The sequence below is a fragment of the Porphyromonas sp. oral taxon 279 str. F0450 genome, from assembly GCF_000292995.1.
GTDB lineage: Bacteria > Bacteroidota > Bacteroidia > Bacteroidales > Porphyromonadaceae > Porphyromonas > Porphyromonas pasteri.
Genome location: NZ_ALKJ01000044.1, coordinates 1 through 16,042, shown reverse-complemented (window position 1 = coordinate 16,042; position 16,042 = coordinate 1). Strand labels below are relative to the sequence as shown.

Annotated in this window: 10 protein-coding genes and 2 tRNA genes; all 12 read left to right on the top strand. The window is 59.3% G+C overall.

The window, feature by feature from the left end:
- Positions 1–46 precede the first annotated feature (46 nt).
- On the top strand, positions 47–3,316 hold the full coding sequence (gene mfd, locus HMPREF1323_RS08150; protein ID WP_410524589.1) for a transcription-repair coupling factor: 3,270 nt from the start codon (positions 47–49) through the stop codon (positions 3,314–3,316).
- A gap of 31 nt (positions 3,317–3,347) precedes the next feature.
- The gene (locus HMPREF1323_RS08145) at positions 3,348–3,860 is read left to right on the top strand and encodes a bifunctional adenosylcobinamide kinase/adenosylcobinamide-phosphate guanylyltransferase (protein WP_009433694.1); all 513 of its coding nucleotides are present in this window, start codon (positions 3,348–3,350) and stop codon (positions 3,858–3,860) included.
- Positions 3,861–3,886: 26 nt separating this feature from the next.
- Positions 3,887–4,939 (top strand): nicotinate-nucleotide--dimethylbenzimidazole phosphoribosyltransferase, encoded by a 1,053-nt coding sequence (gene cobT, locus HMPREF1323_RS08140; RefSeq protein ID WP_009433686.1) that lies wholly within the window; start codon positions 3,887–3,889, stop codon positions 4,937–4,939.
- Positions 4,940–5,007: 68 nt separating this feature from the next.
- Entirely contained in the window at positions 5,008–6,516 is a 1,509-nt protein-coding gene (locus tag HMPREF1323_RS08135; RefSeq protein WP_009433721.1) for a LysM peptidoglycan-binding domain-containing protein, read from the top strand.
- Complete coding sequence (locus HMPREF1323_RS08130) at positions 6,503–7,186, top strand: porin family protein (RefSeq protein WP_198004380.1); 684 nt, start codon at positions 6,503–6,505, stop codon at positions 7,184–7,186. Before HMPREF1323_RS08135 ends, HMPREF1323_RS08130 begins: the two co-directional genes overlap by 14 nt.
- A 91-nt stretch (positions 7,187–7,277) precedes the next feature.
- Positions 7,278–7,349: transfer RNA gene (locus HMPREF1323_RS08125), tRNA-Arg, on the top strand.
- Between the two features lie 595 nt (positions 7,350–7,944).
- The gene (gene dinD, locus HMPREF1323_RS08120) at positions 7,945–8,832 is read left to right on the top strand and encodes a DNA damage-inducible protein D (protein ID WP_009433691.1); all 888 of its coding nucleotides are present in this window, start codon (positions 7,945–7,947) and stop codon (positions 8,830–8,832) included.
- A gap of 366 nt (positions 8,833–9,198) precedes the next feature.
- A tRNA-Gly gene (locus HMPREF1323_RS08115) sits at positions 9,199–9,274 on the top strand.
- 207 nt (positions 9,275–9,481) lie between these two features.
- Positions 9,482–11,521, top strand: coding sequence for a DNA topoisomerase 3 (locus tag HMPREF1323_RS08110; protein WP_009433703.1), 2,040 nt, complete (start codon positions 9,482–9,484; stop codon positions 11,519–11,521).
- A 217-nt stretch (positions 11,522–11,738) separates the two neighbouring features.
- Positions 11,739–14,546 (top strand): M16 family metallopeptidase, encoded by a 2,808-nt coding sequence (locus HMPREF1323_RS08105; RefSeq protein WP_044124260.1) that lies wholly within the window; start codon positions 11,739–11,741, stop codon positions 14,544–14,546.
- The gene (locus HMPREF1323_RS08100; protein ID WP_009433720.1) at positions 14,543–15,439 is read left to right on the top strand and encodes a ChaN family lipoprotein; all 897 of its coding nucleotides are present in this window, start codon (positions 14,543–14,545) and stop codon (positions 15,437–15,439) included. Before HMPREF1323_RS08105 ends, HMPREF1323_RS08100 begins: the two co-directional genes overlap by 4 nt.
- A gap of 21 nt (positions 15,440–15,460) precedes the next feature.
- Positions 15,461–15,991, top strand: a complete 531-nt coding sequence (locus HMPREF1323_RS08095) for an exonuclease domain-containing protein (protein ID WP_009433682.1) — start codon at positions 15,461–15,463, stop codon at positions 15,989–15,991.
- The last annotated feature ends 51 nt before the right edge of the window (positions 15,992–16,042 follow it).

Genomic DNA, 16,042 nt, shown 5'->3' with positions numbered 1-16,042 from the left:
CTCCCAGCCCCTTCCACCTCACACCCGTCGCTCCCTCTCGGGGCTCATGGGTTCTGCCCGTGCCTTCGTCGCTCCGCGCATCCGCCAGGCGGCACCGCTCGTGGCACTCCTACGTGACGAAGAGGAGGCCGGCTACTTCTATTCGGACTTAGCCCAGCTCTTGGGCGAGGATGGCGTACTCTTCTTCCCCTCAGCCTATCGCCGTGCTATCCGCTATGGGCACCGTGATGAGTCGAGCGCCCTCCTGCGCTCCATGGTGCTCAGCGCCCTGATAAGTGCAGCAGCACCAGGCGGCACTCCCCTACCCATCCTCGTCACCTATCCCGAGGCCCTCATGGAGGGTATCCCCCAGGAGAGTGGCACGAAGGAAGAGCCTCTCATCATCCATCGGGGGGACGTCATCGAGCGTGACCACCTGCGTGACCAGCTCCTCGCTTGGGGCTTCGAGCGCGTGGACTACGTCTATGAGCCGGGGCAGTTCGCCCTGCGTGGGAGCATTGTAGACATCTATTCCTTTGCCTCCGAGCTCCCCTACCGCCTGGACTTCTTCGATGACGAAGTCGAGAGCGTGCGCTGCTTCGAGGTCGACAGCCAGCTCTCCGTACGTCAGCTCACAGAGATCACGCTGAGTCCCGACCTCTCTCAGGGCTCAGGCGACCTCACTTCGCTCATCAGCCTGCTCCCTGCAGGCACTCAACTCCTCCTCTCGGGTGGCGGATCACTGAGCACCCGCCTTGAGATGACTTGGACCGAAGCCCCACTGCTGCAAGACGGCGAAGGCTTCGAAGACCTGGAGGCGCTGCGACGCATGCTCATCGAGCCCAGCCAGCTCTTCTCCGAGATCCAGGCACTCTCGGGCTACGAGCTGACGGACGAGGCGACACCGAATGGCCTGCACTTCCACACCACACGCCAGCCCCTCTTCCACAAGGACTATGATGGTCTGGCCGCCCAGATCCGCTCTTGGCGTGCCGACGGCTATACCATATATATATGTGCAGCAAGCCGTGAGGGTCACGAGCGTGCCCGCGACATCCTCACCCCACGCCTCAGCGAAGCCGAGCTACCTACAGAGGTGACCCTCGGCCTGCACGAGGGCTTCGTCGACGAAGATCATCGCTGGGTACTGCTCACCGAGCACGAGCTCTTCGACCGCTACCACAAGTACACCCTGCGCAGCGACAAGGCCAGCTCGGGGAAGGTTACACTCTCACTGAAGGAGATCCAGAGCTTCAGCCGTGGCGACCTCATCGTCCACGCTGACCACGGTATCGGGCGCTTCGACGGCCTGGTGAGCATGCCTCAGGGCGACCACATGCAGGAGTTCGTCAAGCTCGTCTACCGCAACAATGACACCATCTATGTCAACCTGCATAGCCTGCACAAGCTCTCCCACTACCGCTCGGGCGAAGGGGGGAAAGAAGTCACGCTCAGCGCCGTCGGCTCAGGGGCATGGCAGCGTATCAAGGAGCGCACGAAGAAGCGCATCAAGGATATCGCCCGTGATCTGATACGTCTCTACGCCAAGCGCCGTGAGACAGAGGGCTTTGCCTTCAGCCTCGACACCTACCTCCAGCACGAGCTTGAGGCATCGTTCGCCTTCGAGGACACCCCCGACCAAGCCGCTGCCGTCACCGCTGTGAAGGCCGATATGGAGCGCCCTTATCCGATGGACCGCCTCCTCTGCGGGGATGTTGGCTTCGGAAAGACGGAGGTAGCCGTGCGTGCCGCCTTCAAGGCTGCCACCGACGGCAAGCAGGTCGCCGTCCTCGTCCCCACGACGGTCTTAGCATACCAGCACTACCGCACCTTCTCTAAGAGACTGAAGGACTTCCCCGTCCGTGTCGACTACATCTCACGTGCCCGCACGCCGAAGGAGCTTCGCGCTATCCTCGCAGACCTCCGTGAGGGGAAGATCGACATCATCATCGGCACGCACCGCCTGACGAGCAAGGACGTAGCGTTCCACGACCTCGGCCTCCTGATCATCGACGAAGAGCAGAAGTTCGGCGTCGCCACAAAGGAGAAGCTCCGTCAGCTTCAGGTCAATGTCGACACGCTCACGATGAGTGCCACGCCTATCCCCCGTACCCTACAGTTCTCACTGATGGGTGCGCGTGACCTCTCGAACCTCAATACCCCACCTGCCAACCGCCGTCCCGTAGAGACGCTCCTCACGCAGACCACCCCGCAGATCATCCGCGAGGCCGTGGGCTTCGAGATGAGTCGCAACGGGCAGGTGTACTTCGTCAATAGCCGCATCAGCAACATTGAGAACCTCGCTGCCCTCATCCAGCGCGAGGTCCCCGACGCACGCATCGCCGTCGCCCACGGGCAGCTGGCACCGAAGGAGATGGAGCAGATCCTCATCGACTTCGGCAACCACGAGTACGACGTCCTCGTGGCGACGAAGATCATCGAGAATGGCATCGACGTGCCGAACGCCAATACCATCATGATCCACGATGCACACCACTATGGCCTGAGCGAACTGCATCAGCTCCGTGGCCGTGTAGGACGTAGCGACCGCAAGGCCTTCTGCTACCTCCTCACTCCTCCGCTCGAGGGCCTCAGCGAAGACTCCAAGCGCCGTCTGCGTGCTATCGAGAGCTTCAGCGATCTGGGTAGCGGCATACGCATTGCCCTGCAAGACCTCGACCAGCGTGGTGCAGGCAACGTCCTCGGCGCCGAGCAGAGTGGTTTCATCACCGATATGGGCTACGAGACCTATCAGAAGGTCTTCTCCGAAGCTATCCGAGAGCTCAAGGCCGATGAGTTCGCACACGTCTATGCCGACGACGATAAGCAGAGTGACGGCAGTGAGCTCGCCGACCGCTTCGTCGCCGAGACGCAGGTAGAGAGTGACCTCGAGCTCGCCCTTCCCGATGAGTACGTACCCTCGGATAGCGAGCGTATCCTCCTCTATCGTGAGCTGGACAGCCTCAGCGAAGACAAGGAGCTTGAGGACTTTGCCTCCCGACTGCGCGACCGCTTCGGTGCCCTTCCCCCAGAGACCGAAGAGCTTGTCCTCATCCCTCGCCTACGCCGTCTCGGCCATCACCTCGGCATCGAGAAGGTCGTACTCAAGGGTGGCTCTATGAGTCTCCACCTCATCGCCGATACCTCCAGCCCGTACTACGCCTCGGAGACCTTCGGCCGACTCCTCGAGTACGTGGCACGCAACAGCCGTCAGTGCGAGTTCGTCCAGCGATCGGGTCGCCACATCATCCGCGTGCATCATATCCCCTCCGTCGCCGCAGCTATCACCGTGATGCAGCACATCCTCCAGCGCCGCATCGAGGGGACACGAGCCTAACCACACTGCCACTACCATCACCTGACTATCTATGAGCTACATTCATCTCATCACCGGCGGCGAGCGCTCTGGCAAGAGCACCTATGCCGAGAGCGAAGCTCTGCGCCTCAGCAGGCAGCCCGTCTATCTGGCGACGGCCCGCATCTGGGACGAAGAGTTCCGCCAGCGCATCCTGCGTCATCAGGAGCGTCGCGGCCCTGAATGGACGAACATCGAGGAGGACATCCGCCCCTCCAAGCACGACTTCACGGGGCGCGTCGTCCTCATCGACTGCATCACGCTGTGGGCGACGAACTATTTCTTCGACATGCAGCAAGACGTTGATCAGGCGCTCGAAGCCCTTAAGAAGGAGTTCGACACGCTCGTCCAGCAGGACGCCACCTTCATCTTCGTCACCAATGAGCTGGGCATGGGCGGCATGTCCGAGTCCCGCACACAGCGCCTCTTCACCCAGCTACAGGGGTGGATGAACCAGCATGTAGCCGCCCGCGCAGACCGCGTCACCCTGATGGTCAGTGGCCTTCCCCTCACCGTCAAGGGCTGAACTCACCCGAATTACTCCCTACCACAATGCAAGACTTCGATATCCGCCCCATCCCCGAGGAAGAGATCTACCGCGCCCAATGCTACATCGACCAGATCGCCAAGCCTCTGGGCGCCATGGGCAAGCTCGAGACACTCGCCGCACGCCTCGCCGCACTCCAAGACACCCTACAGCCCAGCCTTTCGCCACGTGAGCACTTCGTCTTCGCTGCCGACCACGGCATCGAGACCGAGGGCGTGAGCAAGAGCCCGCGCGAGGTCACCCATCAGGTCGTCTACAGCATGCTACGTGGTGGAGCGGGGATATGCTTCCTCTGCCGACAGCATGACTTCGCTCTGCACATCGTCGACGTCGGGGTAGATCACGAGTTCCCCCTCGAAGGAACAGCACTTATCCACCGCAAGATCCGCCGAAGTACCCGCTCCTTCCTCCACGAGTCTGCGATGACTGAGGAGGAGGTCGACCGCGCTATCTCTATCGGCGTCGTCTCAGTAGACGAAGCCATCAACCGCGGGTGTAAGCTCCTCTCCTTCGGTGAGATGGGCATCGCCAACACCTCTACCTCGGCACTCTGGATGTACTACCTCACCGACCTTCCTCTCGAGGAATGTGTGGGTCGTGGGAGCGGACTTGACTACGACGGCGTACAGCACAAGCTCGCCATCCTCCGCCAGGCTGTGGACAACTACCATGGTCCTGTGGATGCCGAAGCTATACTCCGCTACTTCGGTGGCTACGAGATGGTGGTCACCGTCGGGGCGATGCTCCGTGCAGCAGAGCGCCGCGTAGCCTTCCTCGTCGACGGCTTCATCATGACGGCCTGCCTACTTATGGCACGGGCATTATACCCAGCAGTCACTGATTATGCGTTTTATGGACATGCAGGGGATGAGGCGGGGCACGCTCGTCTCCTACGCTACCTCGGGGCCGATCCCATCCTGCGCTTAGGCATGCGTCTTGGCGAGGGGACGGGGGCTATCTGCGCCTTCCCTATCCTCGATTCGGCTGCGCGAATGCTCCGTGAGATGGCCTCCTTCACCACCTCTGGAGTCACCGACTACGTCAGCTCTACCGAGTAGCTCCGAGCTCATTTGCACACGATTAAGTACCTTTGCCCCATATTCATCACAAGACTAAGTATAGACAGATGACCCTCTCCGACACTTGCCGCCGCGCACTCCTCTTGCTATCGACCGCACTCCTTATATATGTAGGTGCCAGCGCCCAGGGCGGGCGACGCATCCGTGAGCACGAGGTCCAGCGCGAAGAGACGGTGTATAGCATCGCACGTCGCTACGGTGTCGCCATCGATAAGGTCTACGAGCTCAACCCATGGGCCCGCCAGCAGATCAAGGTCGGCGACAAGCTCCTCATCCCTTCTACTCCCGCTACACCTGCCACCACCTCCGCAGCTTCGTCCTCTTCGCAGAGCCCGAAGAAGCACCGCGTAGAGACGGGCGAGACGCTCTATGGCATCAGCCGTAGCTACGGCATTGACCTGGCCGACCTCCTGCGCGCCAATCCTGGGGTAACCTCCTCCACCGTCAAGGTCGGCATGGAGCTCGTCATCCCTGGTGCTAAGGGTGACAGCGCTACGACCACTGCGCCTAAGAGCGACGAAGGCGAGAGCAGCCTGCCCTCACAGGTAGCCGCTTCGCAGACGCGCGTCCTCATGCTCCTACCGCTGAAGAAGGACAAGCACTTCGTCGAGTTCTACGAAGGCTTCCTCCTCGGTATGTATCAGCTCAAGAAAGCTGGGATCTCTATGCAGCTCACCACGCTGGATGTACCCAACGATGAAGCGCTGAATGCCTACATCGATGCTGGCAAGCTCCGTGGTAAGGACCTCGTCATCGGTGGTGTCACTGAGGGGCAGATCCGTGCTATCTCCGCAGCTGCAGGATACAACTACTATATCATCCCCTTCAGCAAGGCCAGCCACCTCGAGACGGGTGAAGGCCGTGTCATCCTGACCAATGCCCACACCTCCACCATCATCGATCGCGTCGTCCCCGCCTTCCTGCAGAAGTACAAGGGTCGTGAAGTCATCTTTGCCTCACGCCCTGGCGACACGGAAGACGGCTTCGTCAGCCAGCTCCGCTCGGCACTCAGCCACGCAGGTCTGCCCTTCCGCTCCATACAGGTAGGTAGTGGTGCCGTCGGAGGTATCAGCTCTGACGCTGTCGTCGTACCCGTCTCTCCCGACCGCAACCTCGCGATGGCGACTATGGCTGCTATCGGCACGCGTACGAGTGGCGTCACGCTCTTCGGCCACCCTCAGTGGCAGGCCTACGGCTCGCAGTTCCAGCAGAGCCTGCGTCGCTACAACACGACCATCTACTCGACGTTCTTCTTCGATCCTACGCTTACCGAGTCGAAGGACTTCCTGAGTCAGTTCACTGGATGGTTCAGCCACAAGGTCAGCAACTCCTATCCGAAGTACAGCGTCCTCGGCTATGACCTGGCACGCTACTTCATCCGCGCCTACTCGATGTACGGCCGCAACTTCATCAACAGCATGTCGTCCATCCCTTCGGACGGCCTCCAGCTCGACTTCTACCTCCAGCGTAGCGACGAGGCGAACGTGTACACGAATACCCGCTTCTTCTTCGTCCACTACCCCAGCTCAGGTGCTATCACGCGTGAAGCTCATTAGTTCCCTCCGCCAGAGTCTCGTCTTGATATGCCTCCTGCTCGCAGTAGCAGGAGCGCATCTTAGTGCGCAGACGACGAAGGAGCCCTTCGCTCAGTCGGTATCCGTCGGCGTGCATGGTGGGATGACTGCCAGTCGCTTCACCTTCGTCCCCTCGGTACGTCAGCGTCTGCACACGGGGCCCGTCGCGGGTATCGCCGTACGCTACGATATCGAGCGCGGAGCATCACTGCAGGCTGAGCTGAACTACCGCCGTGGTGGCTGGCAGGAGCGCTATGATGCCCTCGCCACGAGCTACAGCCGCACGCTTGACTATCTTGAGCTCCCCCTACTCACGCACCTCTACTTCCGCTCGGGAGATATCCGCATCTTCATCAATGCAGGGCCGTTCTTCGGCTACCAGCTCGGCGAATCAGCTACCAGCTCAGGCGAGGCGAATATGTCCGCACTGGACTCCACCCGCCACGGTATGGCTGTGCGCGATCGCTTCTTCTGGGGGCTCGGTGGCGGGCCTGGGATAAGCATCCCCATCGGCAAGCGTCAGCGCGTCGAACTCGAAGGGCGCTTCGTCTACGGACTGGGCAACCTCTGGAGCAGCAAGCGTGGCTCGACCTATGTACAATCGTCGGAGATGTACTTTGGGGCGACGCTGAACTACTTCTTCCGCCTCTGACCTCGCGGCTACTCACCGAGGGTGCAAGTATAAAATGACTATCTTTGCCCCGCATCTCAGCGCTACAAGAACTCTGTGCAAGAGGAGATGAGCCCTCGTAGTTCAACGGATAGAACAAGAATTTCCTAAATTTTAGATAGCAGTTCGATTCTGCTCGGGGGTACACCCACTATCGCCACGCCCCACCATCCCACAGCGGATGGTGGGGCGTGGTGCTTATACACCTACCGCAAAATCATGGGAGGAGGCAATTCACTCCACTATTCCTTCTCAAAGCAACCAGTACTGGTCGGCGATCAGACCACTACTGGTCACGACACGAAGTAGTACTGGTCACTATTGCTTACCAGTACTGGTCCGCTCAGCGACCAGTACTGGTTCATTTTATCCCTCCACAGCTCCGCGCTAATCGCATAATAATAAGGATGTTTGCTTCGCCCTAAAAAGCGTCCCTTCTCTCCGAAGACCATACACTCTACTGGTGCGTGCAGTCAAGGCAATATCTCCCATCACCTCAGAGAGTAATCCGAAGCTAAATCCTTAATCCACTCCTCTTTACCGTAGATTCTCTTTGGTTAGATTATCACTACCTTTGTTTGTCAGTCGTGACACGGACGTCTAATCAATACCGCATCGGAATACACCAGCCCCCTACATCAACGACATAGCCCAGCTATTGTAATAGGGGAGCATTATCATATAGGCTCCGTCACAAACAGGCATGACGCACTGGATACAAACCAATCAACAAGAAGGACATGGATAAGGCCCGCATCATCCAATACCAATCCAGCTTCGATGCTATCGCTCAGCGCATAGAGATCGAAGGGGAGCATACGCATATCGAAGTATGGTATGCTCGTGAACTTCAAGAGCTATTAGGCTACGCTCGATGGGAGAACTTTGCAGTTGCTATCCAAAGAGCGATCACCTCATGCAATTCCAATGGGGGCAACGATCTCGATCATTTTCGTGAGGTCACGAAAATGATCGAAGTCGGGAAAGGAGGGAGACGTAGTGTCTCCGACTTTATGCTCACTCGCTACGCATGCTACCTCATCGCACAGAATGGTGACCCCAAGAAAGAAGAGATAGCCTTTGCTCAAAGCTACTTTGCGCTACAGACAAGAAAAGCGGAGCTCATCGAAGAGCGCCTTAACCTCATCTCTCGCCTGGAAACTCGGGATCGACTAAGGATCTCGGAGAAGCAACTGTCTCAGAACATTTACGAGCGTGGTGTCGACGAGAAAGGATTTGGACGCATACGCTCGAAGGGCGACAAGGCTCTATTCGGAGGCTTCACAACGGATGCTATGAAGAAAAAGTTGGGGGTTAAGGCCAATAGACCACTCGCAGACTTCCTTCCGACCCTCACCATAGCAGCAAAGAACCTTGCAACCGAAATGACCAACTATAATGTCGAGAGTAAAGATCTCCATGGCGAGCTACCTATAACGCAAGAGCATGTACAGAATAATGAAAGTGTACGTAGCATGCTTGGTGAGCGAGGAATAAAGCCCGAAGAGTTGCCACCCGCTGATGACATCAAAAAGCTGGAGCGTAGGGTTGCCCGAGAGGAAAAGGCGCTTGGACAAGACGCGCAGAAGCTTCCTCAAGCGCAGGCTGTCGGCACCGAGAAGGAATAGTAATCCTACTTCCAACACTACTGGTATGCGGAGCGAACCTATATTGGTCAGCGGGTGGACCTATATTGGTCGAGATGCAGACCAATATAGGTCGCTGCGTGAAGCTATATAGGTTCGCCCATCGACCAATATAGGTTCACACCACCCTCCTACGGGCCTTCACTCCAATTCCCTCAAAATGAAGCCATTTTATTCTACCTAGTAATCTGCATCTACATCTGAAAAAGAGGCAGATCATCTCACCTTGGGCGAGGAGTGAGATGAGAAATTGCAAGAAATTTCGCCGAACATTTGGTCAATTCAAAACTTCGTCGTACCTTTGCAGTGCAAAAGGGAAAGGCAAACCTCCCAGAGCAAATTTGAAATGCGGAAGTAGCTCAGTTGGTAGAGCATAACCTTGCCAAGGTTAGGGTCGCGGGTTCGAGTCCCGTCTTCCGCTCCAATAGGTTTCCATAGTTTTGATGTGTATTTGTTTGATGAGGCATTCTAAGATTCACTTAAGTGATCTTGGGATGTTTCTCTCTTTTATGCCTATTGCATTCGGAGATCAGCCCACCGACAGGGCACTCCTCTGCGGCACATCAGCTGCGCTGCACCTACTCACATCGACCATCGCCCCAGCCCGTCTCACCCCTCACTCCATACTATCTTGATCGTCTGCATCGCCGAGAAGCCCAGCGTGGCACGTGACATAGCGAATATCCTCGGAGCCACTGTCCGTAGGACCGACAAAGGTATCGGCCACTACGAAGGCAACGGGTATGCTGTGACCTGGACCTTCGGACACCTCTGCACGCTGAAAGAGCCCCACGACTATACGCCGGGGTGGAAGGCGTGGAGCCTGGCGTCCCTGCCTATGATCCCCGAGCGCTTCGGCATCAAGGCCATACCCATCGAGCACTATGAGCGGCAGCTCGCCGTCATCGGCGAGCTCGTCGCAGGCGCCGAGATGGTCATCAACTGCGGTGATGCTGGGCAAGAAGGGGAGCTCATCCAGCGCTGGGTACTCCAGAAGGTGGGCTGTAAGGTACCCGTGCGCCGTCTATGGATCTCCTCCCTCACCGACGAAGCGATCCGCGAGGGCTTCGATAAGCTCCGCGACAGCTCCGACTACCAGTCCCTCTATGAGGCGGGCTTAGCGCGCGCCATCGGCGACTGGCTCCTCGGGATGAATGCCACCCGACTCTACACCCTCCGCTACGGTGGCAGCGACCGCAAGCAACCCCTCTCCATCGGACGCGTACAGACCCCCACCCTCGCCCTCATCGTCGAGCGCCAAGAGGCTATCGAGAACTTCAAGAGCGAGACCTACTGGGAGCTGAAGACCCGCTACCGCGAGGTCATCTTCAGCGCCGACAAGGGCAAGTACAGCGACAAGGCAAAGGCCGACGCTGCCCTACAAAGCATCACGGGCGAGCCCTTCACCATCACCAGTGTCAAGAAGAAGGACGGCAAGGAGTCCGCTCCGAAGCTCTTTGACCTGACAAGCCTGCAGGTAGCGTGCAACCGTAAGTTCGGTATGAGCGCCGAAGAGACGCTCGCCACCGTGCAGTCGCTCTATGAGAAGAAGGTGACGACCTACCCTCGTGTCGACACCACCTACCTCAGCGAAGACCTATATCCTAAGGTCGCAGGTATCCTGCGAGGCCTCGTCATCCCACCCTACCTCAATCTGGTGAGCCCGCTCCTCAGTGGCGCCCCCATCCGCAAGAGCAAGAAGGTCTTCGACAACAAGAAGGTCACCGACCACCACGCTATCATCCCCACAGGGCAGTCGCCCTCGGGGCTCTCCGAGACGGAGACGAAGGTCTTCGACCTCATCGCCCGCCACTTCATCGCAGCTTTCTACCCCGACTGCCTCGTCAGTACGACGAGCGTCGAGGGCACAGCAGGCAAGGTGAAGTTCAAGACCTCGGGGAAGGAAATCCTTGAGCCAGGGTGGCGTGTGGTCTTCGAGACCGAGACACCCACCGAGGCGAGCGAAGCCAAGGAAGGCGAAGAGGGCGGAGAAGCATCCGAAGCACTCCTCCCGACCTTCACCGAAGGCGAGACGGGCGAGCACATCCCCGAGCTACGCGAGAAGCAGACCCAGCCCCCGAAGTACTACACCGAAGCGACGCTCCTGCGTGCTATGGAGACCGCGGGCAAGTTCGTCGAGCAGGAAGAGCTCCGTGAGGCAATGAAGGAGAATGGTATCGGGCGCCCCTCGACACGAGCCAACATCATCGAGACGCTCTTCAAGCGCGGCTACATCGTCAAGGAGAAGCGCAGCCAGATCCACGCTACCGAGACGGGCCGACAGCTCATCAAGCTCATCAACTACGACCTCTTGAAGAGCGCTGCACTCACGGGCGAATGGGAGTACAAGCTCCGTCAGATCGAGCGTCGTGAGCTGGAGACGCAGGTCTTCATCGACGATCTCAAGGCGATGCTCTACCAGCTGGTGCAGTCTGTCCTTGCCCCACAACCGGCACCAGCACCTCAGCCAGCTGCCCCCACCCTGCCCGTCGACACGGGCGTGCCCTGCCCCCAGTGTCAGCAGGGTACCCTTCTGCGAGGTCGTGCGGCCTTCGGTTGCTCCGCCTTCCGTGAGGGCTGCACCTTCCGCCTCTCCTATGAGGAGTGCCCCAGCACAGCTTCGTCCGAAGAGCTGAGCGACCAGCTGGGCGATGCGCCCCGCCTCTTCTGATCCCGATGCTCTCCTCTGCAGAAGCACGATATAAATATGGAGCCGTAGACCAAGGTCTGCGACTCCATTCTCGTACCACGGCAGGGCGTAGAGTTACCAAGAAATAGGGATATTTGGCGGATTGACAACCGGAGGGCATACCTACGGCGTTCTATCTATTAGCGAAAAGTAGCATCTGATGGCAATAGAGAGATACGTATACACACCGACCAACCGTGTGGAGAGGAAGGGATTCCGCTTCATAGGGCTCACCCTCCTCTTTACCCTATTCTTCCTCTCCTTCGCCTGCACCGCTCTCGCCCAAGAGCGACGAGGGACGCTTTCCAATGGGATGAGCTACATCCTCCGGCACAATGCTCAGCCACGCAAGAAGATGGAGGCACGCCTCATTATGTGTGTGGGTTCCTGCACCCAGCGTCCCGACGAAGCAGGCTATGCACACTTCATCGAGCATCTGGCGTTCGGCCGAACGAAGCACTTTGCCTCGGGCGGTATCAAGCGCTACGCAGAGCGTCTCGGCACACGCTACGGCGTCGGGCTGAATGCTATGACAGGTCACGACCGCACCGTCTATATGATCTCCCTCCCCACCGATGAGCCGCACGTCCTCGATAGCACGGCGCTCATCCTCAGCGATTGGCTCACGGGACTACAGCTCGACAGCCTCGAGGTGGAGCAGGAGCGCAGCATCATCAAGGAGGAGATACGCGCCTACGTACAGACCGATCCCTTCTACGCGCTGAAGGTCGGCACGGGCATCCACAGCCGTAGCCTCCCCGTAGGCACGGCACAAGACATCGACCGTGCGACGGCGAGCGGCCTACGTGGCTTCTACCATCGCTGGTATCGTCCATCCCTTGCGACCATCGTCCTCGTCGGGGACTTCGACCTCGACGCCGCGGAGAAGAGACTACGCGCGACCTTCACCGCCGCCCCCACCACCCCAGCCCGTACCTATATCGAGCCAGAGCTGCACTACCCGCGTGGCCTACATCTCGAGAGCCATAGCGACACCCTCATTCGCACAGCGACCCTCGACCTCATCTTCCCCCACAAGACCCTCCCCACACGGACGCTCTCCGAGCTCTTCACGGAGAAGATCCACCGCATGGCACTCGCTGCATGGAGCCACCGCCTGGATAAGCTCCGTGGCGCTAAGCTCGCTGACAGCTGGTATCTGGGCCGTACAAGCCACCTCTCCCTCACCCTCGAAGGCAGTCGCACGGCCGAGATCCTCCGTGACCTCCGCGAAGCTATCTCGGCACTGAGCGTACTGCGACGAGGCACGATATCGGAGCGCGAACTCACCCTCCTCAAGGAGCGTGCGAAGTCCGCCCTATACGTCGTCACAGGCGATACCCCCTCGGCTGGCTGGTGCGACTACTACACCGATGAGATCCTCCACGGCGATCACTTCCTCACCGAGGAGGCAGAGAAGAAGGAGCTTGAGCGTCGCATCGACGGTCTACGTGCCAGCGATCTCCGCCCCACCTTTGACCGCCTCTACCGCTACCTCATGGGGCCAAGCAAGCTGGCGAGCTTCACACACAATGCGCAGCTCCCCGAGACAGCGCGCCCACAGCGTGGCGCCATCGAGCGTGCTATCCAGCGCGGACTCTCCGCCCAGCGCACCCGCCTTACCTTCACTCCGCCTTCGGATGAGGCTACCGAAGAGAAGAAGAGCGCCATCCCACAGCTCCTCACTCCCCCACAGAAGCTCTCCACGGCACAGCTCCGTTCGTCAAAGCTACACCCCGACCTCGGCGTGCAGGAGGCCTATCTTCCCAATGGCATCCGCATCATCCTGCGCCCACTCCCCGAGGCGGACTCTGTCGTGAAGATCGCTATCAACCACCCCTCGGGCCTACGTAACATCCCGCTTGACGAGCAGCCCCGCGTGGCTTCGCTCGCTGCCTACATAGAGCTGGGCGGTATCGCTACCCTACCCCGTGAGCAGCTCGATAGCTTCCTCTTCGACCACGGCGTAGCACTCACCCTCACCGAAGCTATGGACTGGGGTGCACTCCTCGGCACTGCTCCCACGGGCAAGACCTACAGCCTCCTACGCCTGATGAAGGAGAAGATGCTGCACCCCGAGGCTGCGACAGCAGACTTCGAGGAGTCACGCGAATCACTTATCTCCGCCCTCGGGCGCCCCAGCCGTCTGGAGCAAATGCTTGCCCGTGACCCTGAGCGCAAGCTACAGCGCCGTCTGGATAGCATCCTCGGCACCTACATCCCTCAGCGCGAACCCAAGACCGAAGCCGAAGCACGTGCCCTCAGCCTCCCCTACATGATCGACTTCCACACCGACCTGTGGACGCGCACCGAGGGGATGACGATCGTAGTCGTCGGGCGCTTCGACAGCGAAGCTCTCCTCAAGGAAATCTCGGGTGTCTTCGCTGACCTTCCCCAGCGCCCCGCTAAGCCCACCCTCCCTTCTCAGGGCCAGCTCACGGCAGAGAACTATACCCTCGAGGATATCGATGCTGGCGACGAGACGGCGCTGCACAACGTCTACTACGGCACCTACGAGCCGACCCTACGCGGTAGCCTACGCCTCAAGCTCATGCGTGAGCTCCTGCGCAGTCGTCTCATCGATCGTCTGCGCTCCGAGGCGGGTATCATCTATTCGCCCTACCTCTATATGGAGTACCGCCCGAAGCCCGAGCCCTTCGTATGGTTCCGCCTCGAGACGCTTGTGAAGAGTAGCAATGCTCCCCTGGCCTGCAAGCTCATCGAGGAGCTGGTCGAAGACCTCCAGACGAAGCTCGCCAGCCCCAGCGAAATAGCCGACATCGCCCGCACCTTCCTCATCAATAAGCGCGAAGCCCTCACCGAGAGCGATCTGGCTCCTTGGCAAGATATGCTCCTTGGCCTCGTGCGTAGCGGTGAGCGCCTCGAGGACTTCGCTCAGTACGAGCAGATCCTTCGCTCCATCACACCCGAGGAGCTCCGCACCGCCTTCCGCACGATCCTCAGCCCTCAGCGCCACCTCATCTATTCGATTGTCCCCAAGCAATGAAACTCCTCCGTACCCTCACCCTGCTCCTCACGGGGCTTCTCTTCTCCCTCTCTGCATCAGCACAGAAGACTGCTGAGCCCGTCGCCTACCGCCTCGTAGACTCCGTCGGGCGTCCCGTCACCTTCGACAAGATCATCACACGTGCCGCTGGTGCCGATGTCGTCTTCTTCGGGGAGCTGCACAACAATCCCATCAGCCACTGGATGCAGCTCCGTGTCCTCGAGGCCCTGCAGCAGCGTAAGGGGAAGAACCTCACCCTCGGGCTTGAGATGCTCGAGGCGGATATCCAGCTGATCCTCGATGAGTACCTCGCCAAGACCATCAGCCCCAAGAGCTACGGCGACGAGGCTCGCCTGTGGCCGAACTATGAGACGGACTATGATCCCGTCGTCTACTTTGCCAAGGACCATGGTCTCAGAGTCATCGCGACGAACGTACCCCGTCGCTATGCCGATCTGGTGAATCGCAAGGGTCTTCCAGCTCTCGACTCGCTTAGTGCCGAGGCCAAGCGCTATCTACCCCCTCTACCCATTGCCTTCCAGTCCACAGAGCAGAGCGCAGGGATGTTCGCCGCTATGGGCGCTCTCGTCCACGGGGATAAGAAGAAGGAGAAGCGCTACCTCGAGGAGGCTCAAGCCATCAAGGATGCCACCATGGGCTACCGCATCAGCCAGCACCTCCACCCTCAGCACACCTTCCTCCACCTCAACGGCTCCTATCATTCCCTGCAGAATGGCGGTATCATCCCCTACCTACGTCGCTATGCTCCCAAGACGCGCATCGTGACGATCACGACCGTCCTGCAGGAGGATGTCCAGGCCCTCGAAGAAGCCTACCGCGGTATGGCAGACTTCATCCTCATCGTCCCCGAGGACATGACCCGCACGCACTAAGCTCCCCCATCACCCTACGGAATGAGCAAGCTCAACTTCATCGCCATCGACTTCGAGACGGCTACACAGAAGCGCAGCTCCATCTGCGAGGTGGGTATCTGCGTCGTCCGTGATAGCGAGATCATCGAGACGCGCTCGTGGCTCGTACAGCCCGAGAACAATGCCTATGCCTATTGGAACATCCAAGTGCACGGCATCCGCCCCGAGGATACCGCCACGGCGCCCTCCTTCGCCGACGTGTGGGAAGAGATTGCCCACGAGTATCTGGAGGAGTTCGACACGTTCGTCGCCCACAACGCTCCCTTCGACCGCAGCTGTCTGGAGCGTACGGCCGAGCTCTACAAGATCGAGCTTGGGGAGCTGAAGTGGGACTGCTCGCTGAAGCGTGCACGGCAGATCTATGACTTCGAGAGCAATTCGCTCGCATCCCTTTGCGACCAGCTCCAGATCACTCGCGGCACACACCACCGTGCTGGCGATGACGCCGAGATGTGCGCACGCCTCTACCTGAGGGAGTGGGCTGATGCCCCAGCGAAGGGCAGACAGAGGTAAGCATATCAGTACCGCCAGCCATATAAGGCAAGAAATCATATAGGCAGGGGG

Bases quoted from the DNA above. Each gene is read 5' to 3' on its own strand.
- mfd (WP_410524589.1), top strand. From the start codon at position 47: ATGGGTTCTGCCCGTGCCTTCGTCGCTCCGCGCATCCGCCAGGCGGCA.
- HMPREF1323_RS08145 (WP_009433694.1), top strand. From the start codon at position 3,348: ATGAGCTACATTCATCTCATCACCGGCGGCGAGCGCTCTGGCAAGAGC.
- cobT (WP_009433686.1), top strand. From the start codon at position 3,887: ATGCAAGACTTCGATATCCGCCCCATCCCCGAGGAAGAGATCTACCGC.
- HMPREF1323_RS08135 (WP_009433721.1), top strand. From the start codon at position 5,008: ATGACCCTCTCCGACACTTGCCGCCGCGCACTCCTCTTGCTATCGACC.
- dinD (WP_009433691.1), top strand. From the start codon at position 7,945: ATGGATAAGGCCCGCATCATCCAATACCAATCCAGCTTCGATGCTATC.
- HMPREF1323_RS08100 (WP_009433720.1), top strand. From the start codon at position 14,543: ATGAAACTCCTCCGTACCCTCACCCTGCTCCTCACGGGGCTTCTCTTC.
- HMPREF1323_RS08095 (WP_009433682.1), top strand. From the start codon at position 15,461: ATGAGCAAGCTCAACTTCATCGCCATCGACTTCGAGACGGCTACACAG.